Annotated in this window: 30 protein-coding genes and 1 pseudogene; 17 read left to right on the top strand and 14 right to left on the bottom strand. The window is 67.2% G+C overall.

Features of this window, described 5'->3' with window-relative positions; translation table 11 throughout:
• Positions 1 to 5: 5 nt before the first annotated feature.
• Complete coding sequence (locus OM960_RS10680; RefSeq protein WP_264771942.1) at positions 6 to 317, top strand: YciI family protein; 312 nt, start codon at positions 6 to 8, stop codon at positions 315 to 317.
• Positions 318 to 321: 4 nt separating this feature from the next.
• On the opposite strand, the gene OM960_RS10675 is transcribed toward OM960_RS10680, so the two are convergent.
• The gene (locus OM960_RS10675) at positions 322 to 1,302 is read right to left on the bottom strand and encodes an asparaginase (RefSeq protein ID WP_264771941.1); all 981 of its coding nucleotides are present in this window, start codon (positions 1,300 to 1,302) and stop codon (positions 322 to 324) included.
• Positions 1,303 to 1,795: 493 nt separating this feature from the next.
• On the opposite strand from OM960_RS10675, the pseudogene OM960_RS25665 reads away from it, so the two are divergent.
• From OM960_RS25665 to OM960_RS10645, 6 genes and pseudogenes are all read left to right on the top strand, one after another.
• Positions 1,796 to 1,906: pseudogene (locus tag OM960_RS25665) on the top strand (invasion associated locus B family protein); the annotation flags it as partial.
• 221 nt (positions 1,907 to 2,127) lie between these two features.
• Entirely contained in the window at positions 2,128 to 2,979 is an 852-nt protein-coding gene (locus OM960_RS10665; protein ID WP_264771940.1) for an OmpA/MotB family protein, read from the top strand.
• Positions 2,980 to 3,064: 85 nt separating this feature from the next.
• Entirely contained in the window at positions 3,065 to 4,375 is a 1,311-nt protein-coding gene (locus OM960_RS10660) for a flagellar hook protein FlgE (RefSeq protein ID WP_263338259.1), read from the top strand.
• Positions 4,376 to 4,414: 39 nt separating this feature from the next.
• Positions 4,415 to 5,869 (top strand): flagellar hook-associated protein FlgK, encoded by a 1,455-nt coding sequence (flgK, locus tag OM960_RS10655; RefSeq protein ID WP_264771939.1) that lies wholly within the window; start codon positions 4,415 to 4,417, stop codon positions 5,867 to 5,869.
• A gap of 3 nt (positions 5,870 to 5,872) precedes the next feature.
• A complete protein-coding gene (locus tag OM960_RS10650) occupies positions 5,873 to 6,889 on the top strand; it encodes a flagellin (RefSeq protein WP_264771938.1) in 1,017 nt (338 codons plus the stop codon).
• Entirely contained in the window at positions 6,886 to 7,983 is a 1,098-nt protein-coding gene (locus OM960_RS10645; protein ID WP_263338253.1) for a flagellar basal body P-ring protein FlgI, read from the top strand. Before OM960_RS10650 ends, OM960_RS10645 begins: the two co-directional genes overlap by 4 nt.
• 244 nt (positions 7,984 to 8,227) lie before the next feature.
• Here the strand turns inward: OM960_RS10645 and fliP are convergent, their stop codons facing one another.
• The 4 genes from fliP to fliF are packed head-to-tail and all read right to left on the bottom strand — an operon-like array spanning position 8,228 to position 11,437.
• Positions 8,228 to 8,950: a flagellar type III secretion system pore protein FliP gene (gene fliP, locus OM960_RS10640; protein ID WP_263338251.1), complete on the bottom strand. Its 723-nt coding sequence runs from the start codon at positions 8,948 to 8,950 to the stop codon at positions 8,228 to 8,230.
• Positions 8,951 to 8,953: 3 nt separating this feature from the next.
• On the bottom strand, positions 8,954 to 9,238 hold the full coding sequence (locus OM960_RS10635; protein ID WP_263338246.1) for a FliM/FliN family flagellar motor switch protein: 285 nt from the start codon (positions 9,236 to 9,238) through the stop codon (positions 8,954 to 8,956).
• Positions 9,231 to 9,830, bottom strand: a complete 600-nt coding sequence (locus OM960_RS10630; protein WP_263338244.1) for a FliH/SctL family protein — start codon at positions 9,828 to 9,830, stop codon at positions 9,231 to 9,233. Before OM960_RS10630 ends, OM960_RS10635 begins: the two co-directional genes overlap by 8 nt.
• On the bottom strand, positions 9,830 to 11,437 hold the full coding sequence (gene fliF, locus OM960_RS10625; RefSeq protein WP_264771937.1) for a flagellar basal-body MS-ring/collar protein FliF: 1,608 nt from the start codon (positions 11,435 to 11,437) through the stop codon (positions 9,830 to 9,832). The genes OM960_RS10630 and fliF overlap by 1 nt, the downstream gene beginning before the upstream one ends.
• A 117-nt stretch (positions 11,438 to 11,554) precedes the next feature.
• On the opposite strand from fliF, the gene OM960_RS10620 reads away from it, so the two are divergent.
• The 10 genes from OM960_RS10620 (at position 11,555) to OM960_RS10575 (ending at position 21,593) form a co-directional block, all read left to right on the top strand.
• Entirely contained in the window at positions 11,555 to 12,040 is a 486-nt protein-coding gene (locus tag OM960_RS10620; RefSeq protein WP_432759516.1) for a flagellar basal body-associated FliL family protein, read from the top strand.
• Positions 12,041 to 12,050: 10 nt separating this feature from the next.
• Positions 12,051 to 12,416 carry a DUF6468 domain-containing protein gene (locus OM960_RS10615; RefSeq protein ID WP_263338236.1) on the top strand — a complete coding sequence of 122 codons (366 nt, stop codon included), beginning with the start codon at positions 12,051 to 12,053 and terminating at the stop codon, positions 12,414 to 12,416.
• The gene (locus OM960_RS10610) at positions 12,413 to 13,009 is read left to right on the top strand and encodes a MotE family protein (RefSeq protein ID WP_263338234.1); all 597 of its coding nucleotides are present in this window, start codon (positions 12,413 to 12,415) and stop codon (positions 13,007 to 13,009) included. Before OM960_RS10615 ends, OM960_RS10610 begins: the two co-directional genes overlap by 4 nt.
• A gap of 85 nt (positions 13,010 to 13,094) precedes the next feature.
• Positions 13,095 to 13,964: a flagellar motor stator protein MotA gene (motA, locus tag OM960_RS10605; protein WP_264771935.1), complete on the top strand. Its 870-nt coding sequence runs from the start codon at positions 13,095 to 13,097 to the stop codon at positions 13,962 to 13,964.
• 2 nt (positions 13,965 to 13,966) lie between these two features.
• Positions 13,967 to 16,405: a hypothetical protein gene (locus OM960_RS10600; RefSeq protein WP_264771934.1), complete on the top strand. Its 2,439-nt coding sequence runs from the start codon at positions 13,967 to 13,969 to the stop codon at positions 16,403 to 16,405.
• 323 nt (positions 16,406 to 16,728) lie between these two features.
• Entirely contained in the window at positions 16,729 to 17,283 is a 555-nt protein-coding gene (locus OM960_RS10595) for a transglycosylase SLT domain-containing protein (protein ID WP_354003554.1), read from the top strand.
• The gene (gene flhA / locus OM960_RS10590; RefSeq protein ID WP_264771932.1) at positions 17,280 to 19,364 is read left to right on the top strand and encodes a flagellar biosynthesis protein FlhA; all 2,085 of its coding nucleotides are present in this window, start codon (positions 17,280 to 17,282) and stop codon (positions 19,362 to 19,364) included. The genes OM960_RS10595 and flhA overlap by 4 nt, the downstream gene beginning before the upstream one ends.
• Positions 19,361 to 20,137: a flagellar biosynthetic protein FliR gene (locus OM960_RS10585; RefSeq protein ID WP_264771931.1), complete on the top strand. Its 777-nt coding sequence runs from the start codon at positions 19,361 to 19,363 to the stop codon at positions 20,135 to 20,137. Before flhA ends, OM960_RS10585 begins: the two co-directional genes overlap by 4 nt.
• On the top strand, positions 20,134 to 21,219 hold the full coding sequence (locus OM960_RS10580; RefSeq protein ID WP_264771930.1) for an EscU/YscU/HrcU family type III secretion system export apparatus switch protein: 1,086 nt from the start codon (positions 20,134 to 20,136) through the stop codon (positions 21,217 to 21,219). The genes OM960_RS10585 and OM960_RS10580 overlap by 4 nt, the downstream gene beginning before the upstream one ends.
• On the top strand, positions 21,216 to 21,593 hold the full coding sequence (locus OM960_RS10575; RefSeq protein ID WP_264771929.1) for a hypothetical protein: 378 nt from the start codon (positions 21,216 to 21,218) through the stop codon (positions 21,591 to 21,593). Before OM960_RS10580 ends, OM960_RS10575 begins: the two co-directional genes overlap by 4 nt.
• Positions 21,594 to 21,629: 36 nt before the next feature.
• Here the strand turns inward: OM960_RS10575 and OM960_RS10570 are convergent, their stop codons facing one another.
• Genes OM960_RS10570 through OM960_RS10530 form a run of 9 tightly spaced genes read right to left on the bottom strand, consistent with a single transcriptional unit; the run spans position 21,630 to position 26,220 of the window.
• Positions 21,630 to 22,142 carry a flagellar basal body-associated FliL family protein gene (locus OM960_RS10570; protein WP_263338215.1) on the bottom strand — a complete coding sequence of 171 codons (513 nt, stop codon included), beginning with the start codon at positions 22,140 to 22,142 and terminating at the stop codon, positions 21,630 to 21,632.
• Positions 22,143 to 22,150: 8 nt separating this feature from the next.
• Positions 22,151 to 22,876: a flagellar basal body L-ring protein FlgH gene (gene flgH / locus OM960_RS10565; protein WP_263338214.1), complete on the bottom strand. Its 726-nt coding sequence runs from the start codon at positions 22,874 to 22,876 to the stop codon at positions 22,151 to 22,153.
• Positions 22,877 to 22,891: 15 nt separating this feature from the next.
• Complete coding sequence (gene flgA / locus OM960_RS10560; RefSeq protein ID WP_264771928.1) at positions 22,892 to 23,317, bottom strand: flagellar basal body P-ring formation chaperone FlgA; 426 nt, start codon at positions 23,315 to 23,317, stop codon at positions 22,892 to 22,894.
• Positions 23,317 to 24,102, bottom strand: coding sequence for a flagellar basal-body rod protein FlgG (flgG, locus tag OM960_RS10555; RefSeq protein WP_263338209.1), 786 nt, complete (start codon positions 24,100 to 24,102; stop codon positions 23,317 to 23,319). Before flgG ends, flgA begins: the two co-directional genes overlap by 1 nt.
• An 11-nt stretch (positions 24,103 to 24,113) precedes the next feature.
• On the bottom strand, positions 24,114 to 24,833 hold the full coding sequence (locus OM960_RS10550; RefSeq protein ID WP_263338207.1) for a flagellar hook-basal body complex protein: 720 nt from the start codon (positions 24,831 to 24,833) through the stop codon (positions 24,114 to 24,116).
• 3 nt (positions 24,834 to 24,836) lie between these two features.
• A complete protein-coding gene (locus OM960_RS10545) occupies positions 24,837 to 25,103 on the bottom strand; it encodes a flagellar biosynthetic protein FliQ (protein WP_263338206.1) in 267 nt (88 codons plus the stop codon).
• A 3-nt stretch (positions 25,104 to 25,106) separates the two neighbouring features.
• Positions 25,107 to 25,406 (bottom strand): flagellar hook-basal body complex protein FliE, encoded by a 300-nt coding sequence (gene fliE, locus OM960_RS10540; protein ID WP_264771927.1) that lies wholly within the window; start codon positions 25,404 to 25,406, stop codon positions 25,107 to 25,109.
• A gap of 16 nt (positions 25,407 to 25,422) precedes the next feature.
• Positions 25,423 to 25,815, bottom strand: a complete 393-nt coding sequence (gene flgC / locus OM960_RS10535) for a flagellar basal body rod protein FlgC (protein WP_263338201.1) — start codon at positions 25,813 to 25,815, stop codon at positions 25,423 to 25,425.
• A gap of 15 nt (positions 25,816 to 25,830) precedes the next feature.
• The gene (locus tag OM960_RS10530; protein ID WP_263338198.1) at positions 25,831 to 26,220 is read right to left on the bottom strand and encodes a FlgB family protein; all 390 of its coding nucleotides are present in this window, start codon (positions 26,218 to 26,220) and stop codon (positions 25,831 to 25,833) included.
• Between the last annotated feature and the right edge of the window lie 22 nt (positions 26,221 to 26,242).

Here is a 26,242-nt window from a genome sequence, read left to right as displayed (position 1 = left end):
AACCGATGCCGAAGTTCGTATTCGCCTATCACGGCGGCAAGATGCCCGAGACGCCCGAGGAGGGCGCGAAGGTGATGAAGGCCTGGACCGACTGGTTCGCGGGCATGGGCTCCGCCGTCGTCGACGGCGGCAACCCGGTGGGACCTTCGCAGACCGTTTCCGCCTCGGGCGTCGCGCCGAACGGCGGCGCCAATCCGCTTTCGGGCTATTCGCTCGTCAACGCCGCGTCGATCGACAAGGCCGTCGCGATGGCCAAGGGCTGCCCGATCCTCGAAGTCGGCGGATCGGTCGAGGTCGCCGAAGCGATGGACATGTGACCGATCAGTTCGCGAAACCGGCGCCGAGCCGGTATTCGCCCACGACCTCGCCGGCCCGGCTCAGGACCGGGTCGGTGAGGTAGCTGCCGACCACCGGATGGCCGCGGTCGAGGACGCCCGAGCGCACCAGCAGCGCCGTGATCGCCGACTGCGCCGCCTGGACTTGCCCGTCGAGGATCTTCAGCGCGATGCCCATGCGCTTTTCCGGAATCACCGCCACATAGACCGCCTCGGCGCCGTATTTGACCGAGACCCGCCCCTCCATCGCCCGCATCAGCCGCGTGCAGCTCCCCCGCTCGCCGAGCACCATCTCGGGATGCGCCGTCGTGGCCCGCACCAGCCGGTGGGCGGCGCGCGACCGGGCGTCGCCATCCTCGCGCGCGGTGGCGAACCGCGACATCGCGCGGGCGAGGCCATGCACGGTGGTGGTGAAATTTGGCGCCGAGCAGCCGTCGATCCCGTGGCCGGGCGAGGTCATCCCGGTCAGATCCTCGAACGCCGCCTTCACCGCCTGCTGCACCGGATGCGCGACATCGACATAGCGCAGATCGGCCTTGAGATGCCGCGCGAGCGTGAGGAACCCGGCATGCTTGCCCGAGCAGTTGTTGTGGAGCCGGCAGGGCGCGGTCTCCGAGCAGATCAGCCCCTTCCTCGCCTCGCGGTCGTCCGGCAGCTGCGGGCCGCACATCAGGTCGGATTCCGACAGTCCGATATCCGCGAGCCAGCTCTCCACCGCCTCGGTATGGATCCGCGCGCCGCAATGACTGGCGCTCGCCAGCGCGAGCTGGCGGTCGGTGAGCCCCGCCGCCTCGGCCGCGCCGCTCTCGATCAGCGGCAGCGCCTGGATCATCTTGCAGGAAGAGCGCGGGAAGATCACCGCCTCGGGATTGCCCCAGGCCTCGACGATCTCGCCCTTCTCGTCGGTGATCACCGCATGGCCGGAATGCACGCTTTCGAGCATTCCACCCCGCCAGAGCTCAATCATCGGGATCGCTGCCATCTTGCCCTCACCGTTGCGCGATTTTCTGCCGCCGGGGCTTTTCCCGTGGCGCAGAACTGGGATAAGAGGTCCATATCGAGTTGGGATGCGTCCCGCCACAGAAAATGGCGCCGGCGAGGCGCCGCGGCGGGTTGCGCGGAGGCAGACAGCTGGAGGCTGCAGGACAATGATTTCATCGAAACTGCGCATCGCGGGCGCCGCTCTCCTGACGCTGGGCATGGCGACGGCCGCCCTGGGCCAGGTCTCCACCAACCGGGTCGCGGCCGACACCGACTGGAGCGTCTTCGTCGAGGAAAGCCCGAAGGAATGCTGGGGCGTCTCGGCGCCGAAGGAAACCGTGAACACCAAGGACGGCAAGTCCGTCGAGGTGCGGCGCGGCGACATCCTGCTCTTCGTCACCTACCGGCCCGGCGCGGCCGGTGAGGTCTCGTTCACCGGTGGCTATCCCTTCGCCGACGGCTCGACCGTGGGTCTCGACATCGGCGGCACCAAGTTCGACCTCTTCTCCGAGGGCGAATGGGCCTGGTCGGGCTCGAAGGACGAGGATGCAAAGATCATCGCCGCGCTGAAGGCCGGCGCCTCCGCCATCGTGACAGCCCATTCGAGCCGCGGTACCGAGACCAAGGACACGTTCTCGCTGCTCGGCATCAGCGCGGCACTCGACGAAGCCGAGAAGCGCTGCGCCGGATAAGGCGCGCTCAGCTTCAGGCCCGCCTGCCTCGCGCACGCCGGAACCGCCCCTTCCCCGTTAGCCGCGCATTAAGTCACGGCTGCTAGTCCTGTTCACGGGTGAAAGACAAGGTGGATGGGATGGCTGGGCAAACCAATGCCGCGCCGGTCATCATCAAGCGTAAGAAGGTTGTCGCCGGTGGCGGGCATCACGGCGGGGCGTGGAAGGTCGCCTATGCCGACTTCGTGACCGCGATGATGGCCTTCTTCATGCTGATGTGGCTGCTGAACGCGACGACCGAGAAACAGCGCAAGGGCATCGCGGACTATTTCAGCCCGACGATCCCGCTCAGCCGCATCTCGGGCGGCGGCGACGGCTCGTTCGGCGGCGACAGCGTCTTCTCGGAGGACCAGATCGCCCAGAACGGCACCGGCGCGTCGAGCCTCAAGCCATCGAAGGAACGGCAGGCCCTCGGCCAGACCGGCACCGAGGCCAGCGAACGCGCCGCCGATGCCGCCGCCTTCGCCGAGGAGGCGCGCAGGATCGAAGAGGCGCTGATGGGAATCGGCGGCGAGAGCATGGTCAGCGCCAAGGCCGCGCGCCACATCGTCACGCGCGTCACCGACGAGGGTCTGATCGTCGAGATCTTCGATCAGGACGATGCGCCGCTGTTCGTCACCGACAGCGACACGCCGGAACAGATCCTGACCGATCTGATCGCGATGGTGGCGCGGGTCTTCGGACTTGCCGCCAACAACGTGGCCGTGAACGGCCACATTCGCGCCCTGCCCGCCGTCCTGCGCGACAACCCGTCCTGGGATCTGTCGACCGCCCGGGCGATGCGGGCTCGGAAGATGCTGGAGAACGCGGGCCTCGACCCCGAACGGATCGAGCGGGTCACCGGCCATTCCGATCGCCAGCCTGCCGTGAAGAATCCCATGGCGGCGCGCAACAACCGGCTGGAGATCGTGCTCCTGCGTTCGAAACGCTGAGGGTCGGTCGCGTTAGGGCGATGTTAAGCGGGCGTGCGCCATTGTGGCTGCGATTGACGGACGCAGCAGCAGAAAGGCCGCACCCATGTCCATTTCGTCCTCGCTCAATGCCGGTGTTGCGGGCCTCAGCGCCAACGCGACGCGCCTGGCGACGATCTCCGACAACATCGCCAATTCCGGCACCTACGGCTACAAACGCGCCTCGACCGATTTCGAGAATTTCGTGATCAACCAGGCGCGCGGCGCCGGCACCTATTCGGCGGGCGGCGTGCGCGCCTCGTCGACGCGCCTGATCGGCGAGCACGGCGCGCTCGTGGCGACCTCGAACGCGCTCGATCTCGCGGTCTCGGGGCGCGGGATGCTTCCCGTCACATCGGCGGTTTCGCTGAACTCCTTCTCGGGCGGTCAGCAACCGCTGATGATGACGACGACCGGCGCCTTCCGGCCCGATGCCGACGGCGTACTGCGCACCGAATCCGGCCTCGTGCTGCTCGGCTGGCCGGCCAATGCCGACGGCTCGATCCCGGTCCTGCCGCGCGACACGATGGCCGGGCTGCAGCCGGTGGTGATCAATGCCAACCAGACCGCGGGCGACCCGACGACGACGATGAACCTTGGCGTCAACCTGCCCGCCACCGCGACCGAGGCCGGGGCCTCCGGCAACGCGCTGCCGCTCTCGGTCGAGTATTTCGGCAATCTCGGCACATCCGACACGCTCGACATCACCTTCGCGCCGACCGTGCCGGGAACCGGGGCGTCGAACACCTGGACCATGCGGATCCGCGACTCGGCGCAGAATGGCGCCCTGATCGGGGAATACACGCTGGTCTTCGACGACACCCGCGCCAACGGCGGAACGCTCGCCTCGGTGACGACGCTGTCGGGCGGCGCCTATGATGCGACGACCGGGTCGCTCTCCTTGAGCGTCGCGGGCGGGCCTATCACCATGGCGATCGGCAAGCTCGGCGATCCGAACGGGCTGACCCAACTCTCCGACAGCTTCGCGCCGACCTCGATCACCAAGGACGGCTCGCCGGTCGGCAACCTCACCACGGTCGAGGCCGACGAGAACGGCTATCTCACCGCAACCTACGACACCGGATTCACCCGGCGCATCTACCAGATCCCGGTCGTCGACGTGCCGAACCCGAACGGGCTCATCGCGCTCAACAACCAGACCTTCCAGGTCTCGCCGGATTCGGGGTCGTTCTTCCTCTGGGACGCCGGCGATGGGCCGACCGGCTCGATCGTCGGTTACGCGCGCGAGGGCTCGGCGACCGACGTCGCGGCCGAACTGACGGCCCTGATCCAGACGCAGCGCGCCTATTCGTCGAACGCCAAGGTGATCCAGACCGTCGACGAGATGCTGCAGGAGACGACCAACATCAAGCGCTGAGGCCGGACGGGTGGGGCCGTTACCCGGAAAGACTAAACCATGAGCCTCTCTGCCTCCCTCGCCAATGCGCTCACCGGTCTCACCGCCTCGTCGCGCCGGGCCGAGGTCGTGTCGTCCAACGTCTCGAACGCGCTGACCGAGGGCTATGCGCGGCGCGAGCTGCACCTGTCGCCGCAGTCGCTCGGCGGCACCGGGGCGGGCGTGCAGATCGACGGCGTGACCCGCGCGGTCGATTCCGTGCTGCTCGCCGACCGGCGGATCGCCGATGCCGAGGCCGGCAATGCCGGGCTCAAGACCGATTTCCTCGCCCGGATCGAGCGGCTCATCGGCGAACCGCAGGACGAGGGCTCGCTCTCGGCGCGGATCGCGGCGCTGGAATCGGCACTGGTCGCCGCGTCGAGCCGGCCCGACAGCCAGGCCCGCCTGCAGGACGTCGTGGCCGCCGCCGGCGCGCTGACCTCGCATCTCGGCGCCCTGAGCGACGATATCCAGACCGCGCGGATGCAGGCCGACGACCGGATCGAGCTGGAGGTGAGGACCCTCAACGAATCCCTCGTCCAGATCGACCGTCTGAACGCCGAAATCCTCGCCCAGCGCGCCGCCGGTCGGGACGCAACCGCGCTGATGGACCAGCGCCAGCGCCTCGTTGACCGGGTGGCCGAAATCGTGCCGGTCCGCGAGGTGCCGCGCGAGCGCGACCAGATCGCGCTCTTCACCACCGGCGGCGCGATTCTTCTGGAGGGCAAGCCCGCCGTCATCGGCTTCACACCCGCGGGCGTCATCACCGCAGACATGACGATCGGCTCCGGGGCGCTGTCGGGGCTCACCATCAACGGCATGCCGGTGCCCGCGACCGATCCGGGCGTTCTCGGAGGCGGCACGCTCGGCGCCGCGCTCGCGATCCGCGACGACCTCGCGCCCGGCGCCCAGGCGCAGATCGACGCGTTCGCGCGCGATCTCATCGAGCGGTTCGAAGACCCTGCCGTCGATCCGACGCGTGCGCCGGGTCAACCCGGCCTCTTCACCGACGCGGGCGGCGTGCTCGACCCGACGCTGGAGGCCGGGCTCGCCGGCCGGATCCGGCTCAACGCGCTCGTCGATCCGTCCCAGGGCGGCGCGCTCTGGCGGCTGCGCGCCGGTCTGGGCGCCGCGGGCGCGGGCGATGTCGGCGACGCGACGCTCCTCAACGCGCTCGGCGACGCGCTCGGCCGGGCGCGCGTTCCTTCGTCTGGCGGTTTCATCGGCGCGGCACGGTCGGCGTCGGGCCTCGCCGCCGACGTGCTCTCGGGTATTTCCGGGGCGCGCCAGCAGGCCGAGTCGCGCCAGGGCTACGCCGTCGCGCGCCAGAGCGCCCTGATCGATTTGCAGCTCGCCGACGGCGTCGACACCGATGCCGAGATGCAGACCCTGCTCATGGTCGAACAGGCCTACTCGGCCAATGCGCGCGTGATCCAGGTGATCGACGACCTCATCCAGAAACTGATCGGGCTTTGAACCATGACCACCCTGTCGATCGGCGACATGGCCCGCGCCTTCCAGATGCGCCGCCAGAATACCGAGCTGCAACGCACGCTGACCCGTCTCTCGGAGGAGCTGACCTCGGGTGTCAAATCCGACCTCGCGACGGCTGTCTCGGGCGACTACACCGCGCTGGCCGGGATCGACCGCTCGCTCGAGACCCTCTCCGCCTACCGGACCGCGACCAGCGAGGCGGCGCTTTTCACCGAAACCCTGCAAACCGCACTCGGGACTGCGCAAGACCTGTCAACAGATCTCGCGCCGGGTCTCCTGACGGCGGCAACCAACGGCGCGCCGACGCTCGTCGACACGGCCGCCGGCGACGCGCGGCAGAAGTTCCATGCCGCCGTCTCGGCGCTGAACACCCAGATCGCCGACAGGTTCCTTCTCTCCGGCGCGGCGACCGACCGGAAACCGATCAGCGGTTCGCAGGAAATCCTTGATGCGCTGATGGCCGCCACCGCCGGCGAGGTCACCGCCTCGGGCGTCACCGCGGCCGCCCAGGCCTGGTTCGACGCGCCCGCGGGCGGGGGCGGATACCTGGATACCGTCTACGGCGGCTCCGCGGCAGGGCTCGCACCGTTCCGGGTCGGGCCGGGCGATACCGTCACGCTGGACATCACCGCCGCCGATCCGGACCTGCGCGACCTCGTCAGGGGGCTGGCCCTCGGGGCGCTCGTCGCCGAAGGCGCGCTTGCCGGCGATCCGGTGGGGCGCGCCGCGCTGGTCAAGACCGCGGGCGAAACGTTGCTCGCCGCGAACGACCGCGTGGCCGGGCTCCGGACCCGCATAGGCACCGTCGAGGCCCATATCGCCCATGCCACCACGCGCAACGACGCCGAGGCCTCGGCGCTGAACATAGCCCGGACCGCGATCGTCGCCGCCGATCCCTACGAGACCGCCTCCGCGCTGGAGGCGATCCAGACCCAGATCGAGACGCTCTACACCCTCACCGCGCGGCTTTCGCGCCTGACCCTGGCGGATTACCTGAGATGAGACTTCTCCTTGCGCTTCTCCTGTTCGCGCTCGCCAGCGCCGCCTCCGCATCGCCGATCCGGATCAAGGATCTCGTCGAGTTCGACGGCGTGCGCGGCAACGACCTCGTGGGCTACGGCCTCGTCGTGGGGCTGAACGGCACCGGCGACGGCATCCGCAACGCGCCCTTCACCGAGGAGATCATGTCGAACATCCTCGAGCGGCTCGGCGTCAACGTCACCGGCGAGAGCTTCCGGCCGAAGAACGTGGCCGCCGTCCTCGTCACCGCGACGCTGCCGCCCTTCGCCCGTGCCGGAGGCCAGATCGACGTGACGGTCTCGGCGATTGGCGACGCCAAGAGCCTCCTCGGCGGGACCCTGGTGATGACCCCGCTCAACGCCGCCGACGGCGAGATCTACGCCGTCGCGCAGGGTACGATCATTGCCGGCGGGGTTGCGGCCGAGGGTCAGGCGGCAAGCGTCATTCAGGGCGTTCCGACGGCCGGCTCCATACCCGCTGGCGCGCGGGTTGAACGCGAGATCGCTTTCGATTTCGGCGGATTGAACGCGGTGCGCTTGGCGCTCAGGAGTCCGGACTTCACCACCGCAGGCCGGATCGAGGCTGTGATCAATGCCGAGTTCGGGCGCCGCGTCGCCGTGATGATCGATGCCGGCACGGTCGCACTGGATATCGGCGCGACGCGGATGGGTTCGCCAGCCCATGCGCTCGGTCGGGTGGAGAACCTGCTGGTCGAGCCGGAGCGTCGGGCGAGGGTAGTGGTCGACCAGCGTTCGGGCACGATCGTGATGGGGGCCGACGTTCGGATCGGCCGGGTGGCGGTGAGCCAGGGCAACCTGACCCTGCGCATCGAGGAGGCGCCGGTCGTCGTCCAACCCAACCCGTTCGCGCAGGGCGAGACCGTGGTTGTTCCGCGCTCCGCAGCCGCGATTCAGGAAGAGTCCGGGATCGGCATGGCCGAGATCAGGGAAGCCTCGTCGCTGTCGGAGGTGGTGGCCGGTCTCAATGCGCTCGGCGTAAGTCCGCGCGACATGATCGACATTCTCAAGAGCATCAACACCGCCGGCGCGTTGCACGCCGAGTTCGTGGTTCAGTAGGCCATGCCCAAGCGCTCCGGAAAACTGACGGATACTTGTCAAGCCGTCGCCTCGCTTCCGATCAAGCACCTCTTCGGCAGGTCGCTTGCGTGCGAATGTTCGTTTGAACGCGGTTTCCTGCTTTGCACCGCCGATCACGATCGCCAGTCGCCGGCACTGCCCTGTGTATAGAGCGCGCGTTCGTACCGGCGGAATGGCGTCTGCCGGATGAGGCGACGACGGACGATGCCAGAGATGCCAAGCCTCAGAAATAGCTTCGCACGAGCGCGCCCGAGATCAGAGACCAGCCGTCGGCCACGACGAAGAACGCGAGCTTGAAGGGGAGCGCCACCACCGCCGGCGGCACCATCATCATCCCCATCGACATCAGCACCGCCGAGACCACGAGGTCGATGATGAGGAACGGCAGATAGATCAGGAAGCCGATCTCGAACGCGCGCGCGATCTCGGAGAGCATGAAGGACGGCACCAGCAAGGACAGCGGCGCGTCCGCGCCACCCGTGAGCTCCGCCGTTCCGGGCCGGAGCGCAGCGAGCGAGCGGAACGTGTCCGGATCGACCCGGTTCGCCATGAAGTCGCGGAATGGCGCGATGCCGCGCTCGAAGGCGGTGGGGAGATCGATCGTCCCGGAAAGCATCGGATCGACTCCGACGGCCCAGGCCTCGGTAAAGACCGGCTCCATGATGAACCAGGTGAGGAACAACGCGAGAGAAACGATCAACATGTTTGGCGGTGACTGCTGCAGCCCGATCGCCTGTCGCAGGATCGCGAGCACCGTCACGATGAAGGGAAAGCACGTAACCATGACCGCAAGACCGGGCGCGAGGCTGAGCACCGTGACCAGCGCGATGAGCAGCAGCGACTGGCCGGTCAAGGTCTGCTCGCCGAGGCCGAGCGCCAGGTCCTGCGCCGTCGCGGGCGCCGCGATCACGAGGCAGGTTGCCGCGGTCAGCGCGATGCGACGCATCGTTCAGAGCCCGTTCTGGAGATCGGCGACTTCGGTGAGGCGCACGGCGAGCTGGCCGGCCTGGTCGCCGTCAAGCTCGGTCAGTTCGCCCCGCGCGATCAGCCGGTCACCGACATAGAGCTCGACCGGATCGTCGATCTTGCGGTCGAGCGGCAGCACGGCGTCGCGCTTGAGCCTGAGCAGCTCGCGCACGAGCGGGCGGGCGCGGCCGACTGAAATCGTTATCTCGATCGGAACTTGGGTGAACGGATTTCCATCGGGCGTGTCGGGATTGCGGACGTCAGCCATGGCGCATCTCCTGATGTTTCTCGATCTGGAAGAACCCGGATACCGCAGACGAGATGGCATCGATGACACCATCGAGATCGACGCGTGTCTCCTCCTGGCCGAACCTCAGATAGACCTGGCCGTCGCCGAGCGACGGCTCCTCGCGGAAGGAGACCGGGAACGGCGCCGCCTCGGTCACGAGCCGTTCGAGTACCGCACGATTGGCCGCAGTAGAGACGACCGCGATCGGCTGACCGGCAAGCTCCTCGGCCACCGGGCGCAGGTGTTCGAGGACCATCTGGCCCAGTGACTCGCGAGCAACCGCCGGCAGCACCTTGGTCACCATGTCGTGCAAGAGCGGTTCGAGCGTCCGCAGGACGTGGCTGTGGGCCTCGTGATAAGTGAAGGACAGGTCGCGGAGATTGCGGCCAAGATCGGCGCGCAGTCGGGTCACCTCGGCGTCCTGCGCGGAAACCGCATCATCCCAGCCGGCAGCGTAGCCCTGCTCATAAGCCGCGAGCCGACATTCCTCGAGTTCAGCCTGCGCCAGTTCGACCCGCTCCGCGGTCATGTCGGTCAGTTCGAAAACCTCAAGCTGCACGCGGCGAGGCATCAGGCGCGCTCCTCTTCGGGATCTTCCATCCAGCCGCGCAGGATTTCGACCGTCTCGTCCTGACGTTCGGCAATCATCTGGCGGAGCCGGGATACCGGATCGACCTCGCTCCCCGGAATGCGGCCGGCACTGTCGCCAGACCGCCCGGAGACCACTGCGAGGTTTTGCAGCGGCTCGTCGTCATCGGCGATTTCGCCGGTCAGAGCCCCGGAATCGAGCGCCAGGCGATCGTCCGCCCGCGGCGGCGCGAGGTCAGGCACGCGCCCACCGCGCGAAGTCAGGATCGGGCGGATCACGAACAGGCCCAGAACCAGTGTGACGATTGCCAGGACGAGGAGCTGAACCATGCTCATCGCATCAAGACCGAGACCGGCGAGATAGGAAGCTCCGGCTGGCTCACCGGCCGGTGCCAACGGCTCGAAGCTCATCGATTTCAGGGTGATCACATCACCCCGATCGGCATCGAACCCAACGGCGGCCGAGACGAGATCACGCAGGGCGGCGAGCTCGTCGTCCGAGCGCGGCTCGACCCGCGTCGCACCTGTGTCGTCGACCACGGTGACGCCGTCGACGAGAACCGCAACCGTCAGGCGGCGGACGGCTCCGGGGTTGCGCAGAACCTCGCGCGTGGTCTCCGAAACCTCGAAGTTAGTGCGTTCACGGGTCTCGCTGTTCTGGCTCTGAGACGTTCCGGCCGGTGCGTTGGCATCGCCGGACGGCAGATTCGACGCGACGGTCACGGCGCTCGAGCCCCGGTCGTTCGACGAGGTCGTCCGCTCCTCGGTGTCGGTGGAGATCGCGACCCGGCCGTCGGGATCGAACCGGCGCTCGGTGATCGCCTCGCGCTCGGTCACCGTCTCGACCGAGACCTCGACGACGGCGTTGCCATAGCCGACGCGTGCTTCCAGCAACCGCTCGACATTGCGACGAAGCTCCTCGGCGCGGTCGCCGGCCGCGGGTCCGGCCTGTTCGTCGCCCGCGATGACAAGGCCGCCCGCGCCATCGATGATGGCCACGTCTTCGGGCGCAAGGCCAGCAACTGCGGATGAGACGAGGAATTTCAAGGCCTTGGCATGGGGCGGCGTGATCCCGCCCGTTGCGGTCGTGACCGCGACGGAGGCCGAGGGCCGCGTCTGGGCACGCAGCCCCTGGGCGCGGGTCTCGGCAATATGAACGCGTGCCGAGCGAATCTGCGGCAGCGCCGATATCGTGCGCGCGAGCTCGCCCTCCTTGGCGCGCAGATAGGCGGCGTCGAACATCTGCGAGGTGGTCCCGAACCCGGTGAGCGAATCGAGAAGCTCGTAGCCCGAGCCGCTGTTCGCAGGCAGCCCTTCGGCGGCGAGCGTCATCCTGAGCTCGTCGCGCCGCACGCCCTCGACATAGATGGCTGTGCCGCGCACCTCGTAGACGGCACCGCGTTGGTCGAGCGCGGCCAGAACCTCGCCAGAACGATTGCCGTCGAGGCCCGCATAAAGAAGCGCCATCGAAGGTTTCGCAACGAGATTGGCCAAGGCGAGCACCGCAGCGAACATCGCAAGCGTCGTCACCGCGACGATCGCGCGGCGGCGAGGGTCAAGAGCCTGCCAGACGGCTGTCAGCTGCTGCACGGCGCATCTCCGAATAGGCGGGCTTCTGCCCGTCGTCTCCCCGATGCTTCGCCGATTGCCCTTAACAATCGGTTAGTCACCCCCGGTCTATACCGGTCCGACAATCAAACCGCGAAGATCGCCATGTCCGGATCTGACACGACACCCGACGACGCCCCGAAGAAGGTCTCGAAACTGCCGATTCTGTTCGGCTTCGTGCTGATGCTCGCGCTTGGCGGCGGTGGTTTCTTCGCGGTCTATTCGGGATTGATTCTCGGGCATGGTGCTGCAGTGAAGAAGGGGTCTCCGCACGTCGAGGCGTTGCCGGACATTGCCTTCGTACCGATCGCCCCGATGGTCGTATCGCTCGGCAGCGAGTCGGGGCGGTATTTGCACTTCACCGCCCAGATCGAAGTCGCGAAGGTCCACGAGTCGGACGTTGTTCTTCTGCTGCCGCGTGTTCTCGACGTCCTGAATGGCTATCTGCGCGCAGTCGAAGTGAGCGAGCTGGAGGATCCGACCGCGCTGGTGCGGCTTCGGGCACAAATGCTGCGACGGGTGCAGATGGTGGCGGGCGACGGGCGGGTGCGAGATCTGCTCGTGACCGAGTTCGTGATCAACTGAGGGCGGCGCGATGGCACTCATTGCCGATATCCTGATGAGCGCGGGCGCGATCGGTGCCGGCATCTACTGCCTCGTCCTTTCGCGGCGACTGAAGGCGTTCAACCAGCTCGAAGGCGGAATGGGGGGTGCGATCGCGGTCCTGTCGGCGCAGGTCGACGACATGACCCGCGCGCTTGAGACGGCGCGTGGTACCGCGACCGACTCGGCCAGATCACTGCGCGAGATGACCGAACGGGCTGAGCAGGCAGCGGCAAAGCTCGAGCTGCTGTTCGCGACGCTCCACGACCTGCCCGAACCGCCTGAGCGCAGCGGGTCGCGAATGCGCGTCCTGCGCCGGCGCAACCATGGCTATGAGCGTCCGGAGGCGGCCGAATGAGCGTGCGCAAGGCGGCCACGATACGGCGCCGCCGCCGCGGCCGCGGCGCCCTGTTCCTGATCGCGGTTCTGCTGGGCATGTCCGGCCTGATCCGGATCGGCGCAGGCGCGAGCCAGGCCCTCGCGGGGGGAGAATCGCAGAGTGAGCCTGAGGCGCAAGCCGACGCGGTGAGCTGCGAACCTGGTGGCGGCGCGATGGCGATGCTTGAGGCGCTCCGCGCCCGTGAGGCACGACTTGCGGCACGCGAGGCGCAAGCCAACGACCGCGCACAGGCCCTTGAGCTAGCCAAGTCAGAGATCGACGAGAAGCTCGACGCGCTGACGGTGGCGGAGGACGAGCTGGCAAAGACGCTTGCGCTCGCGGACGAGGCGGCCGCTCAGGACGTTCAGCGACTGGTCACTGTCTACGAAAAGATGAAGCCCAAGGAAGCGGCGGCGCTTTTTGCCGAGATGGATCCGGAGTTCGCGGCCGGTTTCCTGGCCCGGATGCGTCCAGAGTCTGCCGCGGCTGTGATGGCCGGGCTCGACACAAAGAGCGCCTATTCGATCAGCGTCATCCTGGCCGGGCGCAATGCGAGTGCGCCGACGGAGTGACGCGCAGACGGAATGTTAACGGCGCCCTGCAAGGGTCGAAGCGTGTCCCGGGCGGCAATCGGACAGGGACGGAAGGAACGGGTTCATGATCGGTATCGTCGGTATCGTCATCATCTTCGTCATGGTCTTCGGCGGCTATATCGCCGCCGGCGGGAAACTCGGCATCATCCTGAAGTCGCTGCCGTTCGAGATGATCATGATCGGTGGTGCTGCCGTGGGAGCGTTTGTTCTCGCCAATGATGGTGCCGCGATCAAGCACACGGTGAAGGACGTGAAGAAGGTGTTCAAGGGCGCCCACTGGAAGCCGGAGGACTACCGCGACCTGCTCTGTCTGCTGTTCGAGCTGATCCGGCTCTCACGACAAAACCCGGTCGCCGTCGAAGAGCATATCGAGGCGCCGGGCACCTCGGCGATATTCGGGAAATACCCAAAGATTCAGCAGGATCACGAAGCGGTGGATCTGATCTGCGATACGATGCGCTCGGCCTCGATGAACTACGACGACCCGCATCAGGTGGAAGAGGTGTTGGAGAAGCAGCTCGAGGCCAACCTGCGGCATGCGCTGCATTCGACCCATGCGCTGCAATCGATCGCCGACGGTCTGCCTGCGCTCGGCATCGTCGCGGCGGTGCTCGGCGTGATCAAGACCATGGGCTCGATCGACCAGCCGCCGGAGATTCTCGGCAAGATGATCGGCGGTGCGCTGGTCGGAACCTTTCTTGGCGTGTTTCTCGCTTACGGGCTGGTCGGGCCATTCGCCGCGAAGGTGAAGGCAGTCGTCGATGAGGACAGCCATTTCTACAAGCTGATACGAGAGGTCCTGGTGGCGAATCTTCACAACCACGCGGCCAACATCTGCATTGAGGTTGGAAGGCAGAACACGCCGCATCACATCCGCCCCAGCTATTCGGCGCTCGAAGAAGCCCTGAAGGCCGTCAAGTCGGACGCCGCATGAGGATGGGCGCTTCGGTCATGGTCATCAGGACTACAATAACGCTCATCGCGATCCTGACTGGCGCGGGCGTCTCCCCGTCCTTCGCCGAGATGATTCGTGTGCGATCCGGCGAGCACACCGGTTTCACCCGGATCGTGGTCGATGTTGGTGCGCCGTCGGGATGGGAACTCGGTCGGGATGGGAGCGGCTATATTCTGCGCGTAAGCGGACTCGACGTGACATTCGACGCAACGGATGTGTTCAGGAGAATCACGCGCACGCGCCTCGCGACCCTTGCACTTGACGCGACCCCGGGAGTTTTGCGGTTCGGGATCGGCTGCGCCTGCCACGCAACCGCCACCGCCGACGGAAACGGCAACATCATCGTCGACATCGCTGACGGCCCGCCCGCTGCGGGTTCGCCTTTCGAGTCTCAGCTGACTCCGACCGTGCCGCCCCGGCAGGACAAGAAGGCGGCTGAACCAATTCGAACGCGGTCTTATCCTGCTACCAGAGATCGGGCACAAGATGTGGAGAAGACCATAGACCTCGCTCCCCTCTGGCGCGGCGACAATCTCTCCGGCCTCGCAAGCCGTGGCGTGCCGGACCAGGTGCACGGGAAACACCGGCAGATGCCGGATACCGGCCGGACAGATGTCGGCGGTTCCGGCGACGCGAAACTGCATATGTACACCGATCCGAGCGTGGCGGAGGCTCAAGAGCGGCTTCTTCTGCAACTGAGCCGCGCGGCCGCGCAAGGACTGGTCGAGGTCGCACCAACCGAGCCCCGGGGTGCGTCCGCACACGCAGCGTCTGACGATACCGCTAGCGCCGCAGATCGGCGCCCGAAGGTAGATGCACACGAGACGCCGGAGCCTGCCCTCCATGTGGAAACCAGCTTCGACCGTGACATGCCTTCGACCGCGGCGCACCCGCCGGTCTCGGCCACGGGCGCAGCCTGCCTGCCGGACGCGAATTTCGATCTGGCCGGCTGGGGCGACGATCGCCCGGCTGCGGCACAGATTGCCGAAAGGCGACGACCCCTGGTCGGAGAGTTCGATCACCCCTCGACCGAGGCGGTGCTGTCCCTTGCGCGGCTGTATCTTCACCTTGGCTTCGGGGCCGAGGCCGGCGCAGTCCTGTCCGCCTTTGCCGTCGAAACGTCCGACGGTTCGACCCTGCGCGATATCGGGGCGGTCCTCGACGGAGGCGTGGCCGAAGCCGGTTCGGCCCTGCCGGCACTGACAAGCTGCGATACAAGCGCGGCATTGTGGGCGGTGCTCGCCTTACCGCAATTGCTGCCGGGAACCGATATCGACGAAGCCGCCGTGCTTCGGGCTTTCTCCGCCCTTCCGGTCCACCTCAGGCGCCTCCTCGGCCCCGGATTGTCGGATCGGTTCCTGTCGGTCGGATCGGAGCAGGCGGCACGAGCCGTCCGCGACGCAGTCGCGCGATCCCCGCAGAACACCACCGAGAGCCTCTGGATCATCGATGCCCAGCTCGGGCTGGCGCTAGGCGACGCTGGCGCACAATTGGAAAAACTCGAAGACCTCGCCCTCAGCAACGGTTCGCTGTCAACCGACGCGCTCATTCTGGCGATCAAGTCGCGACTGGCGCGCGGCCTCGCGGTGCCAACCGGGTTGATCGAAAGCGCCGAAGCATTGGCTTTCGAATTGCAGGACGCCGAGTCCGGGGAGGTGCTGCAGCATCTCCATATACTTGCGCGTGGATCGGCAAATGACTTCGACGGTTCCTTCGACGCCTATCGTAGATGGATTTCGGATCCGCCCAATCACTTTCAGCGCGATACCGCGCTCAAACTCTTTGCGATGCTTGCCGGTCACGACAGCGAGCCGGATTTCCTCGCCGCGTATTTCGCCAATCGGTCCGAACTCTACGCCGCCGATCCGGATGCGTCGCTTCGCCTCACCCTCGCTGAACGGCTAGCCGCGTCTGGCTTCACGGAAGAGGTGCGCAAGCTTGTAACCGCCGACGCCGCCCGTTCGGAGCAAGGTCGGCGGTTACTTGCCCGCGCCGCTACCGTCGAGTTCGACGCGGCGGCAGCAATCGACAAGCTCGCCGGACTGCGGGACACGGCATCAGAAACCCTTCGCGCAGAGGCGCTCGCAATGGCCGGCGATCACGCTGCGGCCGCGCGCGCGTACGTTTCGGCCGGCGACGCTGAAGCGGCCGGACGCGAACTCTGGCGAGCCGGCGATTTTTCCGGCGCGGCCGCGAACCCGCCTGAGCCTTTAAGAGCAGCCCTCAACGCACTGCACGCGGCTGGATTCGGTTCGGCCGGAGAAGCCGGCTTGTCTGCCGAGCCGGTGTCAGACTCCGTCCAGGAACTCGCATTGCCCGGACCGCTCGCGCGCGGCAAGGCACTTGTCGAGCAGAGTCGCGCCGCGCGCTCCGCAATCGAAAGCATGATCGCGGCGACCTCGGATGCGGGCAGCCGATGACCGGCGGTTACCGAATCTCAACGCCCGCACCCTAGCGTGGATGCGAAGGCAAGAACTGCTTGGGAAACGTCCGAATGTCCGCGCGCTCATGGCCTCGACCTGCCGCAGTCTTTGTCTGTATCGTCACGACTTGCCTGCTCGACGGCTGGTCGTCATCAGTTTCGGCAAGTGTACCCGTCGATCAATCTGCGGTGTGCGACATGGTGGCTGCGGAAGCGTCGCAGCGCACCGGCGTGCCAGTTTCGGTGTTAAGGGCGATTTCATTGACCGAGACCGGACGTCGACGGGGCCGTGCGATTCGTCCATGGCCATGGACGGTAAACATGGAGGGCAAAGGCCTATGGTTCGAATCCGAACGTGAGGCACGCACATATGTTTACAAGGAGTACGATCGCGGCGCGCGCAGCTTCGACGTCGGCTGCTTCCAGCTCAACTTCAAATGGCATGGCGCCGCGTTCCGGTCGATCGACGACATGTTCGATCCGCTGACCAACGCGCTTTACGCCGCCCGGTTCCTGAAATCGCTGCATGCCGAGCAGGGGTCCTGGAGCCGCGCCGCCGGCGCTTACCACTCGCGCACCCCAGAATACGCCGGACGCTATCAGGCGCGTTTCGATCGCTTCCGCAATTCGCTGCTGGCCCAAGACACCAACGAGATCCCGGCGATCCCGGACATCGTGGGGGTGGCAAATGACGACTTTCCAAGCAGTGAGGGCACCGATCCCGACGCGATGGTCGGGGCGATCGCGCGGGTCAACCGCTATCCACTGCTCCAAACCGGGGGCACCTCCGGGCTCGGCTCGTTGGTTCCGCTTGGCAACGGCGGCGGTGCAAGCCTGTTCGGCGCGCCGCCCCCCCTGACGGAGGACGACCAATGACGAGTCTGACGATTACAAGTTTGTTCCGTCCGACCGTCCTACTTGCGCTCGCGCTCATGGCTGTGATCGTGATGATGATCCTGCCGATGCCGGCCTGGGTGCTCGACATCGGGCTCGCCACCTCCTTTGCGCTCGCGATCCTGATCTTCACGGTGACGCTCTTCATCGAGCGCCCGCTGGACTTTTCGGCGTTTCCGACAATCCTTCTTGCGTCACTGATGCTGCGCCTTTCGCTCAACGTCTCGTCGACGAAGCTGATCATCGGCGAGGGCCACACCGGCACCGGCGCCGCGGGCGACGTGATCGAAGGCTTCGCGATGTTCATCATGTCGGGATCCGTTCTGATCGGTCTCGTGGTCTTCGGTGTCCTGCTAATCGTCAACTTCATCGTCATCACGAAGGGCGCCGGCCGCATGGCGGAGGTCGGCGCGCGTTTCGCCCTCGACGGGATGCCGGGCAAGCAGCTCGCCATCGACAGCGACATGAATGCGGGTGCGATCGACCATGCCGAGGCAAAGGCGCGGCGCGAACGAGAACAGGCGGAAACCACCTTCTTCGGCTCGCTGGACGGGGCATCGAAATTCGTCAAGGGCGACGCGGTGGCCGGGCTCCTGATCACGCTGCTCAACCTTGTGATGGGTCTGATCATCGGGGTCTCGATCCATGGCATGCCGATCGGCCGGGCGCTCGAGACCTATGCGATCCTGACGGTGGGGGACGGGCTCGTCAGCCAGATCCCGGCGGTGATCATCTCGATCGCGTCGGCGCTTCTCCTGTCGCGCGGCGGGGCCAAAGGGGCGGCGGATCTGGAACTGTTCCGGCAACTCGGGAACTATCCGCCGGCGCTCGCGACCGTCGCATTCCTCATGGCGCTCTTCGCGCTCGTGCCGGGCCTGCCGTTCGTTCCCTTCCTTGCCGGCGCGGCGGTGCTCGGCGGGGCGGCGGAACTGATGCGGCGGAAGGCCGCGCGCGCGGCGCTGGACCAGGCCCGGGCTGACTCGCCGCCGGTCACGGCGCCGCGCAAGAAGTCGCTGGGCGACATCCTCGACCTCGACGAGATCCATGTCGAGTTCGCGCCGAACCTGGTCAATATGGTCCTCGATCCGGCAACCGGGCTCGACGCACGCATCGTCAACATGCGCAACCATGTCGCAGCGGTGTACGGGTTGATCCTTCCGGAAATCCGGCTGACGGACGATGCGACCCTCGCCAGTGGCAGTTACCGGATCCGCATTCAGGGCGTCGAACAGGCGCGCGATGTGTTATATCCCGACCATGTCCTGGCTTTGCTCGCGGGCGGCGACACGGGCGTGCCGCCCGGGCGCGACGTCCGCGAGCCGGTTTATGGTGCCCCCGCGCGCTGGGTATCGCAGGCCATGCAGGAGGACGTGGCGCTGAGCGGTGCGACCGTGGTCGGCCCGGCGGAGGTTCTGGCCACTCACCTTCTCGAAATGATCAAACGCAACTTCGCGCGGTTGCTGTCGCTCAAGTCGGTGCGCCGGCTGCTCGAGGAATGCACCAACCTCTCTGATCCCGTTCGGAGCGAAGCCAACCGCAAGCTGCTCGACGAACTCATCCCCGACAAGGTGCCGGTAGACCTCCTGCTCGCAGTACTCAGGCTCCTGCTCGACGAGCGGGTCTCGATCCGCAATCTGCCGCTGATCCTCGAGGCGATCGCGGAGGGGCGCGGCGTCAGCCCCGAGGCGGTCTGCGAGCATGTCCGCCGCCGCCTCGGCTTCCAGCTTGTCGCGGAGATCCGGCGAGAGGATGGGACCGTGCCGCTTCTGCAGCTCTCCCCGGAATGGGAGGAGACATTCGCCGCCCACCAAGTCGATGGCGACCGCGGCCAGTGCGACGTCGCCCTTCCGCCCGACAAGTTCAACCGGCTGGCGATGAACATCGCGGACAGGATCTCGAAGGCTGGCGAGAAGGGGCAATTTCCGGCGGTAGTCACCTCGGCCCGGCGCCGAAGGTTCCTGAAGACCGTGCTCGGCGCCAAGGGAATCAGCGCACCCGTCCTGTCGTTCGACGAAATCGGTTTCGACGCCAAGCCATCGATCGTCGGGCTGGTGCCGGCATGAACGAGCTCCTGTCCGCAGCACTTGAGACCGGCAAGGGCGGCGCGCTCGCGGGATTCGTGGTCTTGCTCAGGATCGGTGCCGCGATGGCAATCCTTCCGGGCTTCGGCGAACATTCCGTGCCGGTTCGCGTGAAGCTGGCGCTGGCGCTCGTCTTCACGGCAATCGTCTCGCCGGCTGTGGGCACGCAAGTCGCTCCGCTCACGCAGGGGCTCGGAACCCTGCTTGCCTGCTTCGCGACCGAGAGCGTGATCGGCCTTGCTCTCGGGCTAGTGCTGCGGCTGATGACTCTCGCGCTCGAGATGGCCGGAACGATCGCCGCGCAGTCGAGCTCGCTGTCACAGCTTTTCGGAGCCGGGGGCGAGCCGATGCCGACGATGTCGCATCTCCTCGTGGCTGGCAGCCTTGCTCTGGCGATGATGGCGGGTCTGCATGTGCGACTGGCCGAGGCGCTGATCCTCTCCTATGACGCCCTGCCGCCGGGCCGGTTTCCCGACGCGACTCTTATGCGCTACTGGGGCGTGGATCACATCGGCCGAGCCTTTGCGCTGGCGTTCAGCCTCGCCGCGCCCTTCGTCATCGCCTCGTTCGTCTACAACCTGGCACTCGGTGCGATCAACCGGGCGATGCCCCAACTGATGGTGGCCTTCGTCGGCGCCCCTGCCGTGACCGCCGGGGCATTGGTCCTGCTGGCGATCGCCGCGCCGGTCGGGCTCTCGCTCTGGGCCGGCTACTTCAATGCGCTTGTCGCCGATCCGTTCGGAGCCGCGCGATGAGCGAGGAGGACGGCGGCGAGAAGGAGCATGAGCCGTCACAGAAGAAGCTCGACGAGGCACGGGCACGCGGTGAACTGGTCCGTTCGACCGAGCTGGCGATCGCGGCGAGCTATGGCGGATTCTTCCTGGCCTGTGCGGCGATCGGCAGCACGGCTCTGCGGCGGTTCGGCGACTGGGGCGTGTCTGTGCTCGATCAGGCCGACACGCTAGGCACAAGGCTGCTCGGGTCGGGCGGCGAGTTGGCCGGCGACATGGTCCTTGCCTCGGCGCTTCCGGCACTGCCGTTCCTGATCGCGCCGATGGTCGCCGTCGCGGCGATCATCTTTGCCCAGCGCGGTTGGGTCTTCGCCCCGGAGAAGCTCATGCCTCGGCTGTCGAGGATCAACCCGCTCGGCAACGCCAGGCAGAAATTCGGTCGCACCGGGCTGTTCGAATTCGCGAAGAGCACGGCGAAGCTGGTCATCATCGCGGCCCTGTTGACCGTCTTTCTGATCGACCGGCTGCCGCGAATGCTGACCAGCCAGAGCCTCGATCCCGGCCTCGCGGTGGCCGAACTCGCGCGGTTGATCGTTGAGTTCCTGTTCCTGCTCGTGCTGGTGGCGGGCGGGCTTGGCGCCCTCGACTATCTCTGGCAGCGACATGAGCATCTGCGCCGGAACCGGATGTCGCGTCAGGAATTGATCGACGAGCTTAGGCAGTCCGAGGGCGACCCGCAGTTGCGAGGCCTGCGCCGGCAGCGGGCGGAGGCGATTGCGACCAACCGGATGCTCGCGGACGTTCCGAAAGCCGATGTGGTGATCGTGAACCCCACCCACTACGCCGTGGCTCTGCACTGGGACCGGGCGAGCGGGCGGGCGCCGATCTGCGTCGCGAAGGGCGTCGATGCGGTTGCCGCGCGCATCCGCGAGGCGGCGGCCACGGCCGGGGTGCCGATCCGGTCCGACCCGTCGACAGCGCGTGCGCTCCATGCCGGGGTCGAGATCGGTCGCGAGGTGCGGCCCGAACATTACGCCGCGGTAGCCGCCGCGATCCGCTTCGCCGAAAACATGCGCCAGAGGGCCCGCGCGAGGAGGGGCGGATGAGCGGCGCCGGACGCCTCGCGGCGCTCGCCCGCCTCGCGACGCTGAAGAAGGAGGCCAACCAGATGGCGTTGTCGGCCGCCGGTGCGCGCCGCGCCGCCATTGAGGCGCGTCTCCGCGCCCTCGACCAGGCCGAAACCGAGGCATGGTGCGCCGCCGAGCGTAGCGAGGATGCCGGCACGCTCGTTGCCCAGCAGGCTTTCGCGCGCCTGATGGCTGCGCGGCGAACGGTTCTTGGTGGAGAACTGGAGCGGGCGACCGAGGCCTGGCAGACCGCGAGGGCCGCGGCCGCGCGCTCTTTCGGCCAAAGCACGGTGCTTGATCGGCTTCTGGCGGAGGCGCGCATCGGGACCTCGATGCGCCGGCGCGATCGCTAGGACGGACCAGCGGGAACGCGGTTCGGTGCGCGGCGGTCAGCTGTCCTGCCGGACAATGTCGACGATGAGCACTCCGGTGATCGCCGGACCCATCGACTTGCGCGCGACTTCGAGGAGAGCGCCACGCAAAACTTCCATCTTGTTCGATTCGGTAAAGGCGCCCTCAAACCCACCGACATTCGCATGATCGAAGAGCACGCGCAGGAACGCGTCGCGGATCTTCGGTTCGCGGGCGAAGACCTGCTCGGTGCTGCCCGCCGTAACCTCCAGGCTGATCGAGAGGATAACCAGGGCCGCCACATCGCCGTGCTCGACCACGGGGACAACGAACTGGTTGGCGAGTTTAACGTATTCGGGGGGATGTTCGGGATCGGCCGCAGCGTCCTCCGGTTCGGCATGCGCCTCGCCGAGAGCGGCCGGCTCTGCGCCGCCCTCGCCGCAGGGATCGATCGATACGCTCTCCATGGGTGCCGGGCGCAGCCAGAACCCCGCCCCGCCGCCTGCGGCGAGCCCGAAAAGCGCGAGGAGGAGTGGCACGACCTTGCGCATTGACGGCCTCAGAACGGTAGCAGGATGTCGGCGACCTGCTGACCATAGCGCGGCTGCTGGACATCGGTGATCTGGCCGCGGCCACCGTAGGATATCCGCGCCCCGGCGATCTTGTCATAGGTGACCTCGTTCTGGCGCGAGACGTCCTCGGGCCGGACGAAGCCCTGGACGATGAGTTCGCGCACCTCGAAGTTCACCCGCACCTCCTGTGATCCGTGGATGCGCAGGACGCCGTTCGGCAGTGATTCGACGACCGTCGCGGCGATCCGAAGCGTCAGCTTCTCCTTGCGCTTGACCGAACCGTCGCCCTGATAGCTCGACGCGGACGAGGTGCTGTAGGCATTGGCGACGCTCGCGCCTTCGGGCATCCGACGGTCGAGCCGCTGCGGTATGCCGGCGAGGTGGGGGATCCCCATCTCGTCGGAGCCTTCACGCGAGCGGCCGCTGGAATTCGAGATCTCGGCCTTGTCGTCGATCTCGACCACCACGGTCAGGATGTCGCCGCGCTGGCCGGCGCGGCGGTCGCCGAGCAGCGAACCGCGCGAACGCGACCAGAGCGAAGCGTCGTCGCCCGCGTAGCGCGGCTCGGCGGTCAGGGGCAGGCCCGAGGTCGACATCGCGTAGTACTCGTTGCCGCCTTCGACCGGCGTGAAGGCGGGCGCCTTGCCGACGTTTTCCATCCGGGCACAGCCGGTCAGCGCGATCAGCAGCGCGGCCATCACTCTCAAACGCATTCGTTCGTCTCCATTTCAGCGTTCCGCCATGACCCGCACCGACCCGTCGGCGGCGACGACGCCGGAGACGGTGGTGCGGGAGGCGACATTCATCACCCTGATGCGATCCCCGACCCCGCCGCGCGCGAGCGCGCGGCCCTCGGCGGTGATCGTGAGCGCCCCGGCGACGTAGCTCAGCGCCACAATCTGGTTGCGATCGACGATCGCCGGCGGGCCGAGATCGGCAGGCCGGATCGGGCGGCCCTCGTAGATTGAGACGCGGGTCTCGAGCCCGATCGCCTCGGTCGCGTCCGTCAGCACACCCGGCACGGTTCCTGATTGCGTCAGCACGTCGTCCGGCGTGACGATCGTCTGCGCCCGAAGCGTCCGGGCGGCGACCAGGGTTTCGGCCGAAGCCGGGATCGCGGCAATCCCGAGGAACAGAACGATCCAGATCCGCATCACCGCACCTGCGTCGTCGCGCCGAGCATCTGGTCGGCGGCGGTGATGACCTTGGCATTGAGCTCGTAGCCGCGTTGCGCCTCGATCAGCTCGGTGATTTCGCGCACCGCATCGACGGAACTGTCCTCGAGGAACCCCTGCCGGAGCGTACCGAGCCCGTCCTCGCCCGGCACGGCGATCGCGGCGGGGCCGGACGCGGCCGTCTCGAGAAAGAGGTTCGAGCCGATCGCCTCGAGGCCCTTCTCGTTGGCAAAGCCCGCGAGCGTGATCTGGCCGAGAAGCTCGGGTTGCACCCGGTCGCTGAAATAGGCGTAGACCTCCCCGGCCGCGTTGATCGAGAGCGAGCGGGCGTCGGCCGGGATGGTGATCCCCGGCGCGACCTGGTGTCCGTCGGAGGTGACGATCAGCCCGTCGGCCGACCGCTTCAGCGCCCCGTCGCGGGTATAGGCCGAGAGCCCCGACGGCAAGGCCACCTCGATATAGCCGAGCCCCTCGATCGCGACGTCGAGATCGCCGCCGGTCTCCGACAGCGAGCCCTGCGAGATGTTCACCGTCACCGCAGATGGACGCACGCCGAGGCCGAGCTGGACCCCGGTCGGCACGACGGTTCCGTCGCTGGCATTGATCGTGCCAGGCCGGGTCACCTGCTGGTAGTGCAGGTCGGCGAACTCGGCGCGGCGGGCATTGAAGCCGGTGGTCGACATGTTGGCGAGGTTGTTGGAAATCACCTCGACCCGCATCTGCTGGGCGCTCATGCCGGTGGCGGCGATCTGGAGGGCACGCATGGGTCGGTCTCCTATGTCCGGCCGAGGGTTTCGATCACCGAGCGGATCCGCCGGTCCTCGTTGTCGAGGAAACCCTGGCCCATCTCGTAGGCGCGCTGGACCTCGATCATGCGGGCGATCTCGGCGACCGGATCGACGTTGGAATGTTCCAGAAAGCCCTGGAACATGGTGCCGTCCTCCTGCGGCTCGATCCCGCCCGGGGCGGCGAAGCGGGTTCCGCCTTCGTGGACGAGGTCGCCCGGACCGGCGGGCACGAAAAGCCCGATCTGGGCGACCGGATTGCCGCCGACCGAGACCGTGCCGTCCTCCGCGACCGCGACCGGTCCGGCATCGGCCGGCACGAAGACCGGCGCACCGCCGAGGTCGAGGAGCCGGGCGCCGTCGGCGGTCACGAGCTCGCCCTCGGGCGAGGGCGTGAAGGCGCCGGCACGGGTCAGCCTGGGCCCGTCCGGCGTCTCGACCTGGAAGAAGCCTGCGCCCTCGATCGCGAGGTCGAAGGTTCCGCCGGTCTTGACCAGCGCACCCTGAGCGAGATTGACGCTGCGCGCCTCGGCGGTGGCCATCGAGAGCGACGGCTCCGCGCCCTCGAGCGCCGCGACATGTTCGGCGAAGATCACCCCCTCGCGGCGAAAGCCCGTGGTCGAGAGGTTGGCGATGTTGTTGGCCACCGCGCGCATCTCGGCCATCAGCCCGGACTGGCGGTTGAGCGTCGTGTAGCTCGCGTTGTCCATCGCTCAGATCCCCGCGATCAGCGGGATGATGCGGTCGGTGAAGAACGCGACCAGCATCCCCGACATGAAGGTCATCGAGACCCAGAACACGGCGAGCATCGCGCCGACCTTGGGCACGAAGGTAAGTGTCATTTCCTGCACCGAGGTCAGCGCCTGGAAGAGGCCGATCACCACCCCCATCACCAGCGCGACGGCCAGGAGCGGCGCCGAGATGATCACGGCGATCCAGAGCCCCTGGCGCATCGTGTCGAAGAAGACCGCTTCCTCCATGGCTCAGACCGGCATTCTCAGGATTTCCTGGTAGGCCTCGACGACCTTGTCGCGCAGGGTCACCGCGGTCTCGACCGCAAGCTCGCTCGCCGCCAGCGCCTCGACCAGCGCGTGGGGGTCCGCGCCGCCGATCATGGCGGCCTTCGCGGTCTCCTCGCCGGCCCGCAGGGTCTCGGCAAAACTGCCGACAAGCGCGCTGAAGGCGCCCGAGGTCCCGGCCGGCCCCGCCGCGTTCGGCGACGGTTGGGTGGCCGGCCGGGCCTGCGCGTAGGTCTGCGCGGCGAATGAGGTTCTTACGTCCATTCCGGACCTCTTCCTGTCAGCGGCGCAGGAGTTCGAGCAGGTTGCGCGACATTTGCCGCGTCTGCTCGAACATCCTGAGGTTCGCCTCGTAGCTGCGCTGCGCTTCGCGCGCGTCAGCGATCTCGACCACCAGATCGACATTCGAGCCGTCGTAGTAGCCGTTCTCATCGGCCAGCGGATGACCGGGATCGAGGATCCGGGTCAGCTCCCGCCGGTCGAGTTCCACGGGGCCGAGCCGGACCTCTCCGGTGGTCTGGCCCCGTTCCAGCACCGCCTCGAAGGCGGTGGTCTTGCGGTGGTAGCCGGGCGTGTCGGCATTGGCGATGTTCTCGGAGACATGGCGCAGCCGCATTGCCTGCGCTTCCATGCCGCTCGCCGCGACCGACAGGCTGGAGCTGAAATCACTCATCCTGCGCCTCCGTCCCTACCGGCGCCCGATCGACGCACGCAGGATCGCGAGCGACTTGCCGTAGATGGCCAGCGCCAGGTTCTGCTCGCGCTGCACATCCGCGGCCTTCACCATCTCGGTCTCGAGCGACACAGCATTGCCGTTCGGCGAGAGCGAGCCGCCCCCCACCCGCTCGATGAGCGTGAACCGCTCCGCCGCCTCCGACACCCCGAGATGGCCCGCGCGGGTCTGGCGCAGTCCGCCCGCGCTTTCGGCGCGATAGGTCGCGGCGAAGTCGGCAACGTCGCGCGGGCGGTATCCGGGCGTGTCGGCATTCGCCACGTTCTGCGCGATCGCCGACTGCCGCGTGGCGGCATGGGCAGCGAGCGATGCGGCCAGCGACAGGATCTCCGGTTTCTCGAACATCGGGGCTTCTCCTCCGAGCTTT

It is taken from the genome of Defluviimonas salinarum, from assembly GCF_026013545.1.
Lineage (GTDB): Bacteria > Pseudomonadota > Alphaproteobacteria > Rhodobacterales > Rhodobacteraceae > Albidovulum > Albidovulum salinarum.
This window is presented reverse-complemented; position numbering and strand designations above follow the sequence as displayed.